We start from the raw sequence: 15,748 nt of genomic DNA on the forward strand, positions 1-15,748 counted from the left end.
GACGAATGACGAAGCCAGTGACGAAGTTGCGTGTTGAAGACAAGCTTTACCAGAACCGCTATCTGGTGGACTCCGGCCGACCGCATATCAAAGTGCGACCGCACGAGCGGCCAAGCGCGAACCTGCTTGCGTTGATCCACGTCTGTCCAGCGAAATGCTATGAGTTGAATGACAAGGGTCAAGTGGAGATCACCCCAGACGGCTGCATGGAGTGCGGAACCTGCCGCGTATTGTGCGAGGCCAGTGGCGAGATCGAGTGGAACTATCCGCGCGGCGGCTTCGGCGTGCTCTTCAAGTTTGGATAATCGGCGCTCGCACGTCGCAACGGCGTGGACCGCGACGCCTAAACCTCCAGCGCAACCCCGTCCAATCGTACCCCGGGCTGAAGAGAAGCTGATGAACACGTTCTTCGAGATTCAATATGAAGCGGACGCTTGGGAGGACCACCCTGGACGACAACCCATGAGGCATTTCCATGGCTCATACAGAGCGAGGCCCGGCCAATGACGTAGGATCTCGGGAGACCTACCCTGAACCGCTCGTCGAGATCCTGTCCCAAGGTAATATGTCAGCTCGGGGCATTTACGAATTATCGAAGGTACTGACCGCTCCCACTCAGTTGGAAGTCAAACTCGCCAACGTCGTGAATATTCTCCCGTCGTTTCTGGAAATGCGTGACGGGGCAGTCGTTGTCCTGGACGCTGAAGGCGAGCCGGAGATAGCCGCAAGTGCCCGCAACACCTATACGCCTCAATCAGGCTCTCGCCGCCTCATACCAAAGGCCGTTTTAGACCATATCGTCGCTCGGGGATCGCCGCTCGTTATACCTGACGTCAGCAAGTCCCAACCATTTCAGGCGGATCTTTCCTCGTCTTCGAGCGCGGGTAGGATCCCGGTTGCCTTTATCGGCATCCCGATAAAGGTGGAGCAGAAGATCCTTGGGGCTTTGTCGATCGACCGCATCATTGACAGCGTGATCAGTTTGAAGTTCGACGAGGACGTACGCTTCCTGACAATGGTCGCCAACCTTGTTGGCCGAACTGTCTGTCTCCATCGCATCCTTAGTACAGAGCGTCAGCCCCGTACCGCTGCGCAACGGGGACCTGAACATTCGGCCGACGAGGAGGCGACGGACTGCGCCCAGCATGCGCCTGTTAAAATCGACGGGATCATAGGGGAAAGTCCCGCACTCAAACAGGTACTCGAAACCGTCTCGGTCGTAGCGAAGACAAACTCCACCGTGCTTTTGCGGGGCGAAAGCGGCACCGGCAAGGAATTCTTTGCGCAAGCAATCCATAAGCTCTCGCGCCGCAGAAATAGATCCTTTGTCAAGTTGAACTGTGCCGCACTGTCCGAGAGCGTCCTGGAATCGGAGCTGTTTGGGCATGAAAAGGGCGCCTTCACGGGGGCCATCTCCCAGCGCGCCGGCCGTTTTGAATTGGCAAATGGCGGAACGCTGCTGCTCGATGAAATCGGCGAGATTTCGCCTGCCTTTCAAGCCAAGCTGTTGCGCGTCTTGCAGGAAGGCGAGCTGGAACGAGTTGGCGGCACAAAGACACTACAGGTGGACGTCCGTCTCATCTGCGCGACCAACAAAGACCTCGAGGCGGCGGTCGTGAATGGGGTGTTCAGGGCCGACCTTTACTACCGTATCAACGTGGTCCCAATCGTCCTGCCTCCCCTAAGAGAGCGGGCCGGCGATATCCCGCGCCTAGCGAACGCGTTCCTCGACCGATTCAACAGGGAGAACCGTAGGGAGCTCGCCTTTGCACCGTCGGCGCTTCAGCTGATCTCGCAATGCTACTTCCCAGGAAACGTCCGTGAGCTGGAAAACTGCGTGCAAAGGACGGCTACACTTGCGCGTTCCAGAACGATCTCCCCATCGGATTTCGCCTGCACGAACAATCAATGCCTTTCTTGGCTTCTGTGGAAAAGAGCCGACCATGCGCACGGCGCCAATGGCATCGAGGGCTGCGCTGCGGGGAACATGGCGCCCGCTGGATCGCGGCCGTGGGCTGGGCGGGTCGGCGGTTTGGACGACAACGTCTCGCCTCTCGCGGTCGGCGATTCTGGCGATCCGGCCTGTCCTGCAATGGGCCCGCGTGTCACCGAACGCGCCCGGCTGGTCGACGCCATGGAGAAGGCCGGCTGGGTTCAGGCCAAGGCGGCTCGCATCCTGAGCCTCACGCCGCGACAAGTCGGCTACGCTCTGCGCCGGCATGGTATAGAGGTCAGGAAATTTTAGCCATCGTAATGACATCAAACGTCGGGCCAGGAGTAGTCTTCCTGACATTCTGGGCAGCCAAGGCGCGGAATCCTTCCCCACGCGACGATTTTGGATGACCCGACCGACGAGCCGTCAAAATTTTCCGCTTATGATTTCAAAAGGAAATTTGCGCGATTCGAATTGCTCGGCTTCGACAACGATCGCCAACAATCGGTCAATTTTTCACGTCGGCTATCGCACGGCGCATTCTGCGCCAGAACGAAAAGACCGTCAGCACCCATAGCACAGGGCGTTCACGCTGGCCATGTTTGCGCCCTCCTGATATCACACGAACCTGGCCTATTGAGGTTGAAGGAAGGCGACTGATAATAGGGACACTTGCTGCGGCGGTGTGGAAGGACACACGGCCAGCAAAGGCCCGAGATGGTGACGAGAAGGCAGCGGCGTAACGGCTCGGTGCGCTAAGCCCATCCACTAGCCGGTTTCGAGTCCGGCCCGCAGTCAGTCAGGCAATTCGTCGGCTCACGATTGAATCCCAGAGCAGGCTCTTGGCGGTCTTGGCGCTAGGAACAATCTCTTGACTAACAGCTCTCGCTAGTAAAGACTACGTTCTTAGTAAAGCAACAGGGGAACGTGAGCGTTCCTTGCGCCCGGCCGTTGGAACGACGTTGTCCACGGATTTGAGCCCGCCAAAACATGCCGAAGCGCACAACAGGCCGATACGAAAGCGTGACCGCAGGCGGCGAAAAAGTCAACGCCTTCGTTCCCTTCGATCTTCCGCCCGCGCGGCCGGTGCTCGTCATCGACGCCAAACTCGAACGTCGCCTTGGGCAAGCCGAGCAGGCGCTTGTCCGACTCGACCTGGCGGGCGAGATGGTGCCTTCGCTCGACTGGTTCATCTACGCCTTCGTGCGCAAGGAGGCGGTGATCTCGTCTCAGATCGAGGGCACGCAAGCATCGCTCGTCGACCTTCTCGCTTTCGAAGCCGAGGAACAGCCCCAGCCCAACGCCGATGTCGAGGAGGTGACAAATTACCTCGACGCGCTTGCTTACGCGCGCGGCCAGCTCGCGTCGAAACGTGGTCTGCCGCTTTCCCTGCGGCTCTTGAACGAGGCACACAAGCGCTTGATGCGCGGCGTGCGCGGCGGAAGTAAACAACCCGGAGAAATACGCAGCAGCCAGAACTGGATTGGCGGAAGCCGGCCAGGGAACGCGGCTTATTTTCCGCCGCCCTCCGAGAAACTTCCGCAGCTTCTCAGCGCATTCGAGAAATACATCCATGCCGACGACCGGCTGCCGAAACTCGTGCGGACGGGTCTCTTGCATGCACAGTTCGAAACCATTCATCCCTATCTGGATGGCAATGGGCGGATCGGGCGTTTGATGATCGCCCTCCTGCTGGAACATTGGGGACTCTTGGGGGCTCCGCTTCTTTATCTCAGCCTCTTCTTCAAGCGTCACCGCGAGGAATACTACCGGCGCCTCAACCTTGTGCGGTTGGAAGGTGACTGGGAGGGCTGGATCGATTTCTTTCTCGATGGCGTCGCCACGATTGCCGACGAAGCGGTCGCGGCGGCGCGCGAATTGTTCAACCTCATCAGCGCGGATCGCACCCGGCTGCTCGGTGTCGAATCGGTATCCGTTTCAGCTCTTCGATTGTTCGAGCGGCTTCCACGGCATCCGATTGTGACCGTCGCATCGGCCATGAAGCTGCTCGAGACAAGCAAGCCGACCGCAACCCGCGCCATCGAAGTGCTGGCTGAGATCCGTATCCTCGTGGAAACGACGGGAAAGAAGCGCGACCGCAGTTTCGCCTATCGCGCCTATATGGAACGTCTGCGAACCGGAACGGAACTGGACTTCAGCCGGTGAGCGGCCGGCGGTGGATCACTCAACCCGATAGCCGAGCGCACGGTATCCAGATCGCCGCTTCGCCGCCATCTGCACCAGAACCGGCACGAGGTCATCGACATAGTCGACGACCAGAACCTCTGTTTTACCAGCATGCTGCCGTTGAAGCCGACCGACATATTGGGCCAAGGTGCCCTTCCACGAAATGGGCATCGTCAAGAACAGCGCGTCCAATCTTGGGTCATCAAAGCCTTCGCCCATGTACCGCCCTGTAGCAAGGATGAGCCGTTCCTGATCGTCCGCCACTCGCAGGGCGGCGTCTGACGCCTTGCGTTCGGCTGCCGACATTCCGCCTCGAAGGACGACAAGATTGCGCACGAAGCGCGAAAAGCTGCCTTGCAGATATTCGAGATGATCCCGGCATTCGGTGAGCACGACCGGTGACCGCTTCGCCTCCAGCGCTTTCAGCACATCGTCGAAGATCAGGTTATTGCGCAGTTCGTCCCGCGCGATGGCCGCATAGACCGCTGGCATGGAGGGACGGTCCGATCCCTCCAAGGGCGGCGGCAGCTGAAACTGCGTCGATCGAGTCTTGGCGCGGTGAACAATTCCCCGCCCCGCCGCTTGGGGCACGCGCATCAACGCGATATCGAACAGGTCCGCATTGCATGAAGATGATCGGATGGTGACCATCTTTGCGAGCCACAGTCGCGGAAAGCCCGAGGACATAGCGCGCCTTCGCTCGGCGGGCCACGAGCTCGAAACTCGTCGCCGAAAGATGGCCGCGTGTCCTCGGAATGGTTCTCGCGGCCGGCGGACGAGCGGTACCCTATCCCTGTCGGACCTCTACGCCGCTGTGCGCAGCCGGACCGAGCGCAGCCGCACGCGGACTTCTGGAGAGCGCGTCGATCCGTGTGGAAGCCAATCGCGATGATGCCGAACGCTTGGTGCTGGTCCTGCCTGGCTCGGATGCACCGGTCATGCCGACCCACTGGAGCTTCGGCCAGCTCGCGGGCCTGGTCGGCGAGCCGGCCGCCTAGCCTGCTCGACGGTCTGAGCCAGATCGCCGACATCGGCAACGACCCTGTTGGACAGTCGCTCGCCAGCACCGAACAGACCAAGCACGTCCATCTCAAGCGAACAGCCGGATCGTCTCGCCCGCGAGAGCTCAGCCTCAGGCTTTGTCAAACTGATCCAGGCCTCCCACTTTTGGGCTGAAGGACCACCACCTGACGATTGTGACAGGGCGCGACGTCGGGCCCAGGATCGGTGGTCAGCATCTTGAAGGTTGTGGGCGGCTTGTTGCCGGGGGCCTCACGCCACAGCCCCGCGACAGCGATGAACCGCGAACCGAGCGTGAAGCGATGTCTCGCCTTCGGATATTTCGTGCCCGTGAACTCGAGAACGCGCATGAAGGAACGAGGCAGCGTTTGCTGTTTCCGAACTGCCGATCTTCGGAACCGAAGTTGAACACCGGGCTGCCTTGGTTGGCGGAAACCCGAACGTCATCGATGCCCGCCCGATTGTTCCGGTGTCGGAAGCCCGACAGAAAACTGTGTCGGAGCAAACGAAACGAATAGCCCGTTCGCGACAAAACCGACGATTTGAGTGGCATAGCTCTTGCGCTTCGAATTGCGACGTTCACCCCGCGACGGAGCCGTTCAATGTCCGCACCGGCAATTTCGGTTGAGAGCCTGACCGGCACGACATCCTCTGAACTGGCATCGGCGGCTGTGAAATCTGGCGGCTGCGCGTCTTCGTCCTGCGGCTCGTCGCGAAAGCCGGACGACATGGATCCGGCGATCTGGGACAAGATCAAGGATCACCCCTGCTTTTCGGAAGAAGCGCATCACTATTTCGCGCGCATGCACGTCGCGGTCGCGCCGGCTTGCAATGTCCAGTGCAACTACTGCAATCGCAAATATGACTGCGCTAACGAAAGCCGACCTGGCGTCGTGTCGGAAAAGCTGACGCCCGATCAGGCGCTGCGCACGGTTGTCGCGGTCGCCAACGAAGTGCCGCAGCTTTCCGTGCTTGGCATCGCCGGGCCGGGCGATGCCTGTTACGACTGGGAAAAGACGAAGGCAACGTTCCAACGAGTTGCCAACGAAATCCCTGACATCCGGCTTTGCATCTCCACGAATGGGCTCGCGCTGCCGGACCATGTCGCCGAGCTTGCCGACATGAATGTCGATCACGTGACGATCACCATCAACATGGTCGACCCGGAAATTGGCGCCAAGATTTATCCATGGATCTTCTACGACCATCGCCGATATGGCGGCATCGAAGCCGCCCGGATCCTGCACGAGCGCCAGATGTCGGGCCTGGAGATGCTAAGCAAGCGCGGCATCCTGACCAAAATCAATTCGGTGATGATCCCCGGCGTCAACGACGAACACCTGATCGAGGTCAACAAATGGGTCAAGGAGCGCGGCGCATTCCTGCACAACGTCATGCCTCTGATTTCCGACCCGGCGCACGGTACGCATTACGGACTGACCGGGCAGCGTGGTCCACACCCAATCGAGATCAAGGCTCTCCAGGATCGTCTTGAAGGCGGCGCCAAGTTGATGCGCCACTGCCGGCAGTGCCGGGCAGATGCCGTCGGCCTGCTCGGCGAGGATCGTGGTCAGGAATTCGGACTCGGCCGGGTTCCCGGCGAGATCACATACGACGGCAGCAAGCGCGAGGCCTATCGGGAGCTGGTCGCGCATGAGCGCCTCGATCACGTGAAGGCCAAGAGCGATGCGATAGATGTTGTGAAGGCAGCAGGCTCCGGCAAGTCGCTCCTCGTCGCGGTGACGACTAAGGGCGGCGGCCGAGTCAATGAACACTTCGGCCATGCGAAGGAATTCCAGGTCTATGCCGCCTCGCCGGATGGGATCAGCTTTGTCGGCCACCGCAAGGTTGAACAGTATTGCCTCGGCGGTTGGGGCAAAGACGCCATTCTCGACGGCATCGTTGCGGCGCTGGAGGGCATCGATGTCGTGCTTTGCGCCAAGATCGGAAATTGCCCCAAGGATCAGCTCGCGGCCGCCGGAATCCGAGCCAGCGACGCTTATGCGCATGACTATATCGAGACTGCCATCAGCGCGATCTACGCCGCCGCATCCGGAGCCCCCGCGAGCGCGGCAACCGCCTGATCTGTCTCATTCCATTTCGAACCAGGAGTTAAAATGGCTTTCAAGATCATCGCATCCCAATGCACCCAATGCGGCGCTTGCGAGTTCGAATGCCCCTCAGGCGCGATCAAATTCCAAGGCGAGAACTACGTGATCGTGCCTGAGAAGTGCACCGAATGCGAGGGCAGCTTCGATGCGCAGCAATGTGCCTCGGTGTGTCCAGTGGCGGAGACCTGCGTTCCTGCCTAACCGCCAACTGACCACCGATATGGAGGGGACCGCCCCCGGAGGACGCCTCAACCGTTGTCAACAATCTGCGCCCTCATGAAGAACAAGGAACAACCCATGTGGCTCGGACGTGAACAGGAAGTCGAAATTCGCACGCCTCCACGATTTGTGCCGGGAGAGCGGGTGCGTGCAACTCGCCACATCAAGAATGACGGCACCTATCCTGGCAGGGAGATCGGCGAAAACCTCGTTCGGAGAGGCGACGAGGGCTATGTGCGCGACATTGGCACCTTTCTCCAGCAGTTCTTCATCTATGCGGTCGAATGGATCGACCGTGGCACGGTCGTCGGCATGCGAGCACGTGAACTGATGAGCCTCGACAAAGCCGAAGCGCCCTGCAGCGCTGAAAACAAAGCCAATGAAGGAACGGCGAGATGAAAGTCATGATCCGCAGGACCGATGCCGGCTTATCTGCGTATGTCCCCAAGAAGGATCTCGAGGAGCCGATCATCAGGCACGAGAACGAGGACCTGTGGGGCGGGACCGTGACACTCCGAAACGGGTGGCGGTTCATTCTACCCGATCTTCCGCGCGATACGCGTCTGCCGATCACCGTCGAGGCAAGGAAGATTGCCGACGAAGACTGACGCCGGCGGACAAGAGCGTCGAGAGGAACAAACATGAATACCAACCTGACCTCGGGCAACCTCGTGATCGTCCGGGACAGTTTTGCTGAAAAGCTGCTTGATCTGGCGAAGCGAGCGCTCACCGCCGATCACGTGATCCCCTATCTCGGCCCGGGTCTACTTGGGCTCAACCGCGCGGAGCCGCCGGTACCGCATACGCCCGAAGCCGTCGCCGCGGCACTCAACACGCGCGCGCCGGCGCCTGCCGTGATCCGCACCAACATGTGGTCGGTCGCGCAGTTCATCGAACAGCGCCGGCATCGCCGGACGCTTCAAGCCTGGATGACCGACATATTCGCAGCGTCGGTCGCGCCTACCGTCCTCCATGCCTGGTTGGCGAGACTGCCGCTCTCCCTGATCGTGGACAGCTGGTACGACGGTGCCATGCGGACGGCGTTCACACAGACCGGCCGGGCCGATGTCGTCGAGATACAAGGCATCACGCGGGCCAATGAGAGCGGCGACATTTGGACGAAAACCTACGATTTGTCGGGCAGAGAGCTCAAGGCCGACCCTGCGGCAAAGACGGTTCTCTACACGCCCCACGGCGCCATTAGTCCAGCCGCAAATTTTCTCGTAGCGGACTCGGACTATGTCGAAGTCCTGACCGAAATCGACATCCAGACGCCGATCCCTGGGGTGGTGAAGCAGCGGCGCGCGAACCGTGGCTTTTTCTTCGTCGGGTGCCGCTTCGACGATCAGATGCTGCGCACTTACGCCAGACAGATCATGAAGCGCTCCGAAGGCCCACATTGCGCGGTCATGGATTCGAAGACGCTGACGAGAAACGAAGCCCGTTTCCTTGCCGCCAGCGGAATCACTGTAATCGATATGCCACTGACTGAAGCCGCGGCTCGGCTCGTCGAATCGGCCACTGCAGCAGGTGCCAGCCGCGCTCAACATGGAGCACGCCTTTGACATGAGCCGTCTGGCTTGCTTCTTCGGTCGGGAGCACACCCGTGCGCAGTGATGCTGTCGGCACGAGCTCTCGCAATTCGCCCGCTCATGTGGCAGCGAGCGGCTGGGGCAGGTCCTTGCTGACGCTGCGGCGCATCACCGTGATGCATTTACGGCATCCATGGCAGGTTGCCTTCGCGATTGGTTCCACGTTCCTGGCGGTGATCCTCCAGTTGCTCATCCCGCAGCTCCTCGGCCGGGCAATCGACCAGACTCAGACCACCCTCGGCGGCGGCGGTGTGACGGCCGCGGCGGAAGAGGCACTGTGGATTTCAGCTCTCCTGCTGCTCGCCGTCAGCGCATTGCGCGGCATCTTCACGATGACGCAGAACTACTTTGCCGAAGCGCTTGGGCATCATGTCGGGTATGAACTACGGCTCGCCTGCTACGACAAAATCCAACGTCTCAGCTTTTCCTTTCACGATCAGGTGCATTCAGGCGATTTGATCACGATCGGCATGCTCGATCTCGAAGGCGTCAGGATGTATTTTTCCACCGGTCTGGTTCGCGCCTGTCTGCTGACGATGCTGATCGGAATCGGCGCCTACATGCTGATTTCCACTGACGCGGTGCTCGGTGTGCTCGCGCTTAGCTTCGTGCCGTTCGTCGGCTGGCGCTCGTCGGTAATGCAGCTTAGGCTGCGTGCGACTTGGTTGGACTTGCAGGAGCGGCTGTCGGTTCTAAGCCGCGTGATGGAGGAAAATCTCGGGGGCATCCGCGTCGTCCGTGCTTTCGCGGCTCAGGATGATGAGATGCTGAAGTTCGACCAAGCCTCGAACACCGCGCTCATCCTTGCTCATGACCGCGTCGCCACCTACGCATCCAACACGTCGGCGATGAGCTTGTCCTTCTTTGCTTCCCTGGGATTGGTCCTGTGGGTGGGTGGCAACAAGCTCATCGCCGACGACATCAGCATTGGAACGCTCACAACGTTCCTGACCACCATGACGACGCTGCAAATCCCTGTACGCCAGATCGGCCTGATGGCTAATGCATTCGCGCGCGCTTCCACTTGCGGTTCGCGTCTATTCGGTCTTCTCGACCAGGATATTACCGTCAGGGATGCTCCCGAGGCGAGACCGCTTGAAATAAGCGACGGCGCTCTGCGCTTCGACAATGTCTCGTTTGCGTACCGCGGCCTGGAAAACCGTCCCGTTCTAAGGAACATCAGCTTTGAGGCCCGTAGGGGCGAGACAGTCGCGATTGTCGGTCCGCCCGGTTCGGGCAAATCGACGATCGCTCATCTGGTCCCCCGATTTTACGACGTTACTGACGGCACTATTACGCTTGACGGGCAGGATATCCGCAGGGTCACCCTGGCGACGCTCCGCAAGGCGGTGGCGGTCGTACAGCAGGACGCATTCCTTTTCACCACCACGATCGAGAACAACATCGCCTATGGCGATCCCTGGGCAAAGGCGCAGCGGGTTGAGCGCGCCAGCGAGTCGGCGCAACTGCACAACTACATCCTCGGCCTCCCGGCCGGTTACAAGACCGTTGTGGGCGAACGAGGCGTCTCTCTCTCGGGCGGTCAGCGCCAGCGCCTGGCTATCGCTCGGATCATGATGCTGCACCCGTCGGTCGTCATCTTCGACGACTCGACAGCCGCGATCGATGCCGCCACCGAGCAGCGCATCCGAACGGCGATGCGACTTTTCGCCAAGGATCGGGTGACGATTGTCATCTCCCATCGGTTGAGTTCGCTCATGTACGCCGACCAGATCTTGTTTGTCGACAACGGCGAGATAATCGAACGCGGCACCCATCAAGAGCTTCTGGCAAAGCGAGGGCGCTACAAGGCCCTCCACGACCTGCAGATGCGCCCGGCTGATGGCATGGCGATCAAGAATGGGGACGGACGCTGATGAGCCAGGAGGAGCACGCGGGCGAACCCGAAACCGGACGTAATGGCGACCATGTCGATCGCAAACGCCCTCCACTCGCTGTGGTTGGCTCGCACCGTATTGATGAGGAGATCTTCGGCCCGGTTTTCGACAAGATGATTATCGCGCGCATTTGGGCATTCGTCCGTCCTTACCGGGCCAAGGTAGCCATCTCGGCCTCCGCGTTGCTGATCTTCACCGGCACGCAGCTTCTCATCCCCTTGATTATTCACTACGTGATCGATCACAGTAAGCGAGGCGTCGATAACTCTGCCCTGCTCGCGGCTTCCGGCGCATTCCTTCTCGCGATTTTGGTCAATTTCGCAACCGGCTACATTCAGGAAGCCGTGGTGGGGAAAGCAGCCGAGAATGTCCTCTTCGACATACGCCGCGCCATGTTCGGCCATCTGCAGGTGGTTTCACTCTCTTTCATGGACAAGATCGAGGTTGGACGCCTGATGTCCCGCCTGCAAGGAGACGTCAACTCGATCCAGGAATTCCTCGAAACGTCGCTATTTTGCATAGGCGATATTGCGCTTATTTTCGGCGTGGTGGTGGTGATGCTGTGGCTGGACTTCAGCCTCGGCCTCCTGACGCTCTCGGTCCTGCCGATTTTGCTCATCATCCGCATTACCTGGCTGCCGCGTGCCCGCCAGGCTTTCATGGCTGCGCGCGAGACCAGTTCGGCCGCCAACGGTGCGCTGGCAGAAGCCATTCACGGCGTGCGCGCCGTCCAGTCCATGGACCGCCAGCAGGTGAATCTTGTTCTCTATGACGACAAGGCCCATGCCAATCTCAGAACTCACTTGAGCGCTGATAGGTATGCCCAGGTCATGGTGCCGACGGTCGATGGCCTCACCGGCCTCGCGATGGCTTTCGTCATTGTGGTCGGAGGCTCGATGGTCATGAATGGCCGCATCGAAGCGGGCGTATTGGTTGCGGACCTTTTCTACATCCAGCGCTTCTTTGATCCGATCCGCTCGCTTACCATGCACTATTCGATCATGCAGCGCTGCATGGCCTCCGGCAGGCGCCTGATCGATGTGCTGGACATCGAGATTGACGTGCGGGACAAACCGGACGCCCAGGCGCTTTCGGCCGAAATGGACGGCGCGATCGAGTTCAAGAACGTCACCTTCAGCTACTATCCCGACCTTCCAGTACTGAAAGATGTCTCCTTCAAGGTCAATCCCGGCGAGACGGCGGCGCTGGTCGGGCCGACCGGTTCTGGCAAATCGAGCGCGACGGCCCTCGTCCACCGATTTTATGATGTTCAGCAGGGCCAAGTGCTGGTCGGCGGACATGATGTGCGCGATCTCACCCAAGCATCGCTAGGCCGCCAGATCGCCATGGTGCTGCAGGAGCCGTTCCTTTTTACCGGGACGGTCTTTGAGAACATTCGCTACGGGAGAAGGCAAGCGACGCGCCAGCAGGTGATCGAGGCCGCCAAGGCGGTCGGCGCGCACGACTTCATCATGAGCCTCGCCAATGGATATGAAACCCAACTCGGCGAACGTGGCGGCAATCTATCTATCGGTCAGCGCCAACTTCTCAGTTTCGCTCGCGCTCTCGTTGCCGACGCTAAGATCCTGGTGCTTGACGAGGCCACCGCCAACGTCGACAGCGACACGGAAATGCAGATCCAAAAAGCTCTGACAAGACTTCTTAAGGGCCGGACTGGGCTCGTCATCGCCCATCGCCTGGCAACGATCCGCGGTGCCGACCGCATCATTGTGCTTCGACATGGCCAGGTCGTTGAGACTGGAAACCATGCCGAACTCATCGCGATGGGTGGGTTCTACTCCAGCCTCTACAATCTCAATTACGCGTCCTTCGACGATATTCCCAAAGAGAAACTCGATGCGGCCGCGTCAGCTAGGTTTCGGAGCTGAGGTCTGGCGGCCATTTTCCGGGGTGAGCCGTTGCATCTGTTCTCGCTCCCCACGAGTTCGTGCCGGCGAGTTCAGGATCTGAACGGGCCAGAGGCATAACTGTGCGTGGGACGACCAACCTATCTTTTGAACGGAAGCAGCGAAATCGGCCAAAACTCGCCGAACCATCAAGGCTGTATCCCATCGATCTGCCTTCAAAGGCGCTTGACCTCGATGCCGTATTTTTTCAGCACGTAACCAATCTGGCGCGGCGTCAGCCCAAGCAGGCGTGCCGCCTTTGCCTGCACCCAACCACATCTTTCCATGGCCTCGATGACGCGCTCGGCATCGGTTATCCTGGGGCCGTTTAAGTAGGCTGAGGGGGCCCGCCCTAGCGGCGCGTGCCCGTTCAGCCCCGGCGGGGTCGCAACGGCGGCCGACCCGGAGCCCTCAACGGGCGGGGTTGGCCTTGCTGCCACCCCCCCGGTGCCCCCCGATTGCGGCGGCGCCGTGCACGATCCGCTCCTCCTCCACAGTGCCGCCGAAAAGCACTGGCCGTTGGAGCAACAGAGGTCATTTCGGCCGATTAGTGGTCCCGGCGCAAAGATCGCCGTCCGGTTCACGCAGTTTTCGAGCTCGCGGATGTTGCCGGGAAAACCACAGCTCATCAGCACCTCGATCGCCCCGGCATCGAAGGCCAGCTTTCGGCTGTTTTCCTCGTTGAAAGTCTTGAGGAACTTAGCGGCCAGGAGCGGAATATCGTTGCGCCTTTCACGTAGTGCCGGCAAAAACAAGGGAACGACATTGATGCGATAGTAGAGGTCCGCGCGGAATTCGTTCCTTGCAACCGCCTCTTCAAGGTTCTTGTTCGTCGCGGCAATCACGCGCACGTCAACCTTGATAGTCTGGTTGCCGCCGACGCGCTCAAACTCCTGCTCCTGGAGCACGCGCAGCAGTTTTGCCTGGAACGAGGCCGAGATTTCGCCGATCTCGTCGAGAAACAACGTTCCCTTGTCGGCGAGCTCAAAGCGACCTTTGCGCGAATTGAACGCGCTCGTGAAGGCACCCTTCTCATGACCGAAGAGTTCAGATTCCAGGACTGTCTCAGGAAGCGCCGCGCAATTGAGTTTGATAAAGGGCCGCTTGGCGCGCGGCGACAACTCGTGAATGGCCTTAGCGACGAGTTCCTTGCCGGTACCGGATTCGCCTCGCACCAGAACGGTGGTCCTGGTCTTGGCTACCACCGCGATCTTCTCGGTTAGCGCGCGCAGCGCCGGGCTGTCACCGATCATCCCGCCGACGCGAACCTTGTCATGCTCCCGCTCACGGTGCTTGAGATCAGTGAATTGTTTTTGCAGCCGGTGCTCCTTTGCCAAAGTCCGCTCGCCGTCGCACGCGAACGAGCCATGAGACTTCACCGTTTGCCCCACCATGTTGGCGATCAAGGTAAGCAGCCGGACGTCGCACTCGGGCCGAAAGCTTGACCCGTCCTCGAGAACCCGGTCAATGGTCAGCGTGCCCACAACGTTCGCATCGACGCGAATGGGAACGCCGATAAACGACACTGCTTTGGTACTCGTGGCGCCAAGCACCTCCCTATCGGCGGCACTGAAGTGTGAATGGGCTGCTATGTTCTCGATGACGAGGGGCTTGTCCGTTGTCACAATCCGTTCGATTGCGTTCCGCGGCAGGCAAATTCGGGAATGCTCATGACCGCCCTCGCTCCAGCCGCCGTCAACGGCAACATTCTGCACGCCGTCGCCCTCAAAGAGGCGAATGGTGCCGTGACGCATCTGCACAAAAGATCGTAAGAGATCGACGACCTTGGCCAACGTCACTTCAAGCCCGGAGGTGCCGGTCAGCACCTTGGATATGTCAAGGATGCCGGTAAGTGTCCGCTCGTGTAACGAGGCAATGGAGACCATGTCATTCGTCTCTGAATTCGGGATGCCGCTTTTCACGTCCTGTAGCGATGTGTGGCATGAGGGGATTTCCGCGGCGCTCTGTTCGGTTTTGCCGATATCGTGTTCCATATCATCCTCGATCTCGCGTCGGGACCGGCGTTAACCGATACCAGCAAGAGTGCGTCGCCACCGCAGACCGCTGCAAATCAGCGAGCTAGCTCGCGCAAAGGCGCCCACTCGTTTGATGCGCTGGGAGGCGCAGAGTTAATCGTGACGGCCGCGTCGGCCGCGGCGAAGCCAGACGTCCGCCGCCAGCGCGCGGCGCTGGAATTGATCACAGATCCGGACGTCAGTCAGAGCCGGGTCGCGGGCAAGCGAGAAAACCGCCCTGGGCTCAAGTCGGGCCACCGCAATGTCCTAGAGTGCAAGGCTTTCCTTCCTGAACCGTGGCCCAGTCTTGGCTTCTGGCTTCTGCCGGGCGCAACCGCATGCTCAGCAAACAGAGCGGAAGGAGGCAGGACAGTCAATCGAGCCTTCTTTCATCTATGAAAGGAAACTCGGCGCCAATGAAAAATTCCATCAGCTTCATACTTCCTCAAGCAAAACAGCAGATCCGCCGCATCTCGCTTTCACTGCGCCCGACGTGGTGGAGGAGAATCACTGCCGTAAAGGAGGCGAGGGGCGCAGATAATGGCCGCCAGCGCAACCAGCGCAAATCATGCTGCGCGGGAATGCAAGTATAAAGTTTCAACATGCTCTTCCCCCGGGGCAGGATGATCGCCCGTTGGAGGAGAAGTCCACGGCCAACTAGAATAAACCGCTTACGGAAAATCCGCTTTCATCTTCCCCTCTCTCAAATCTGCTCAAGCCGGTCATCTCTGCACCCCAAGGCGATTATGCGGCAATCCTCAATCGAAGCGACCCAGCCGCAGGCGCAGGGTACCTGCGCCGGATCACCCATGAGGCGATCGCCTCACCTGGGTTTCACTGTGGGTTATACCGTCATCCGCTCCCAT

Annotated in this window: 12 protein-coding genes and 1 pseudogene; 11 read left to right on the forward strand and 2 right to left on the reverse strand. The window is 59.8% G+C overall.

What is annotated here, in order from left to right; translation table 11 throughout:
* Positions 1 to 5: 5 nt before the first annotated feature.
* The 3 genes from MESCI2_RS0121975 (at position 6) to MESCI2_RS0121985 (ending at position 4,099) form a co-directional block, all read left to right on the forward strand.
* Positions 6 to 305 carry a ferredoxin family protein gene (locus MESCI2_RS0121975; protein ID WP_027038452.1) on the forward strand — a complete coding sequence of 100 codons (300 nt, stop codon included), beginning with the start codon at positions 6 to 8 and terminating at the stop codon, positions 303 to 305.
* A gap of 170 nt (positions 306 to 475) precedes the next feature.
* The gene (nifA, locus tag MESCI2_RS0121980) at positions 476 to 2,245 is read left to right on the forward strand and encodes a nif-specific transcriptional activator NifA (RefSeq protein ID WP_027038453.1); all 1,770 of its coding nucleotides are present in this window, start codon (positions 476 to 478) and stop codon (positions 2,243 to 2,245) included.
* A 678-nt stretch (positions 2,246 to 2,923) separates the two neighbouring features.
* Positions 2,924 to 4,099 (forward strand): Fic family protein, encoded by a 1,176-nt coding sequence (locus MESCI2_RS0121985; RefSeq protein WP_027038454.1) that lies wholly within the window; start codon positions 2,924 to 2,926, stop codon positions 4,097 to 4,099.
* A 15-nt stretch (positions 4,100 to 4,114) separates the two neighbouring features.
* Here MESCI2_RS0121985 and MESCI2_RS1000000137125 read toward each other — a convergent pair whose 3' ends face one another.
* On the reverse strand, positions 4,115 to 4,771 hold the full coding sequence (locus MESCI2_RS1000000137125) for a DEAD/DEAH box helicase (RefSeq protein ID WP_235984503.1): 657 nt from the start codon (positions 4,769 to 4,771) through the stop codon (positions 4,115 to 4,117).
* Between the two features lie 87 nt (positions 4,772 to 4,858).
* Here MESCI2_RS1000000137125 and MESCI2_RS1000000138880 point away from each other — a divergent pair.
* From MESCI2_RS1000000138880 to MESCI2_RS0122030, 8 genes and pseudogenes are all read left to right on the forward strand, one after another.
* Positions 4,859 to 5,115 (forward strand): annotated as a pseudogene (locus tag MESCI2_RS1000000138880) (DUF932 domain-containing protein); the annotation flags it as partial.
* A gap of 627 nt (positions 5,116 to 5,742) precedes the next feature.
* Positions 5,743 to 7,224: a nitrogenase cofactor biosynthesis protein NifB gene (nifB, locus tag MESCI2_RS0122000; RefSeq protein WP_027038455.1), complete on the forward strand. Its 1,482-nt coding sequence runs from the start codon at positions 5,743 to 5,745 to the stop codon at positions 7,222 to 7,224.
* Between the two features lie 33 nt (positions 7,225 to 7,257).
* Positions 7,258 to 7,452 (forward strand): 4Fe-4S binding protein, encoded by a 195-nt coding sequence (locus tag MESCI2_RS0122005; RefSeq protein ID WP_027038456.1) that lies wholly within the window; start codon positions 7,258 to 7,260, stop codon positions 7,450 to 7,452.
* Between the two features lie 96 nt (positions 7,453 to 7,548).
* Positions 7,549 to 7,869: a nitrogen fixation protein NifZ gene (locus MESCI2_RS0122010; protein WP_027038457.1), complete on the forward strand. Its 321-nt coding sequence runs from the start codon at positions 7,549 to 7,551 to the stop codon at positions 7,867 to 7,869.
* On the forward strand, positions 7,866 to 8,078 hold the full coding sequence (nifT, locus tag MESCI2_RS0122015) for a putative nitrogen fixation protein NifT (protein ID WP_027038458.1): 213 nt from the start codon (positions 7,866 to 7,868) through the stop codon (positions 8,076 to 8,078). The genes MESCI2_RS0122010 and nifT overlap by 4 nt, the downstream gene beginning before the upstream one ends.
* Before the next feature lie 33 nt (positions 8,079 to 8,111).
* The gene (locus tag MESCI2_RS01000000135050) at positions 8,112 to 9,035 is read left to right on the forward strand and encodes an SIR2 family NAD-dependent protein deacylase (RefSeq protein ID WP_050596617.1); all 924 of its coding nucleotides are present in this window, start codon (positions 8,112 to 8,114) and stop codon (positions 9,033 to 9,035) included.
* Positions 9,036 to 9,076: 41 nt separating this feature from the next.
* Positions 9,077 to 10,939, forward strand: a complete 1,863-nt coding sequence (locus tag MESCI2_RS0122025) for an ABC transporter ATP-binding protein (protein ID WP_027038459.1) — start codon at positions 9,077 to 9,079, stop codon at positions 10,937 to 10,939.
* On the forward strand, positions 10,939 to 12,849 hold the full coding sequence (locus MESCI2_RS0122030; RefSeq protein WP_032901160.1) for an ABC transporter ATP-binding protein: 1,911 nt from the start codon (positions 10,939 to 10,941) through the stop codon (positions 12,847 to 12,849). The genes MESCI2_RS0122025 and MESCI2_RS0122030 overlap by 1 nt, the downstream gene beginning before the upstream one ends.
* A 194-nt stretch (positions 12,850 to 13,043) precedes the next feature.
* Here the strand turns inward: MESCI2_RS0122030 and nifA (MESCI2_RS0122035) are convergent, their stop codons facing one another.
* Positions 13,044 to 14,753 (reverse strand): nif-specific transcriptional activator NifA, encoded by a 1,710-nt coding sequence (nifA, locus tag MESCI2_RS0122035; protein WP_050596623.1) that lies wholly within the window; start codon positions 14,751 to 14,753, stop codon positions 13,044 to 13,046.
* Between the last annotated feature and the right edge of the window lie 995 nt (positions 14,754 to 15,748).

Source organism: Mesorhizobium ciceri WSM4083 (assembly GCF_000519305.1).
Classification (GTDB): Bacteria; Pseudomonadota; Alphaproteobacteria; order Rhizobiales; family Rhizobiaceae; genus Mesorhizobium; species Mesorhizobium ciceri_B.

Coding starts and splice junctions, on each gene's coding strand:
- MESCI2_RS0121975 (WP_027038452.1), top strand. CDS start 6: ATGACGAAGCCAGTGACGAAGTTGCGTGTTGAAGACAAGCTTTACCAG.
- nifA (WP_027038453.1), top strand. CDS start 476: ATGGCTCATACAGAGCGAGGCCCGGCCAATGACGTAGGATCTCGGGAG.
- MESCI2_RS0121985 (WP_027038454.1), top strand. CDS start 2,924: ATGCCGAAGCGCACAACAGGCCGATACGAAAGCGTGACCGCAGGCGGC.
- MESCI2_RS1000000137125 (WP_235984503.1), bottom strand. CDS start 4,771: ATGGTCACCATCCGATCATCTTCATGCAATGCGGACCTGTTCGATATC.
- nifB (WP_027038455.1), top strand. CDS start 5,743: ATGTCCGCACCGGCAATTTCGGTTGAGAGCCTGACCGGCACGACATCC.
- MESCI2_RS0122005 (WP_027038456.1), top strand. CDS start 7,258: ATGGCTTTCAAGATCATCGCATCCCAATGCACCCAATGCGGCGCTTGC.
- MESCI2_RS0122010 (WP_027038457.1), top strand. CDS start 7,549: ATGTGGCTCGGACGTGAACAGGAAGTCGAAATTCGCACGCCTCCACGA.
- nifT (WP_027038458.1), top strand. CDS start 7,866: ATGAAAGTCATGATCCGCAGGACCGATGCCGGCTTATCTGCGTATGTC.
- MESCI2_RS01000000135050 (WP_050596617.1), top strand. CDS start 8,112: ATGAATACCAACCTGACCTCGGGCAACCTCGTGATCGTCCGGGACAGT.
- MESCI2_RS0122030 (WP_032901160.1), top strand. CDS start 10,939: ATGAGCCAGGAGGAGCACGCGGGCGAACCCGAAACCGGACGTAATGGC.
- nifA (WP_050596623.1), bottom strand. CDS start 14,753: ATGGTCTCCATTGCCTCGTTACACGAGCGGACACTTACCGGCATCCTT.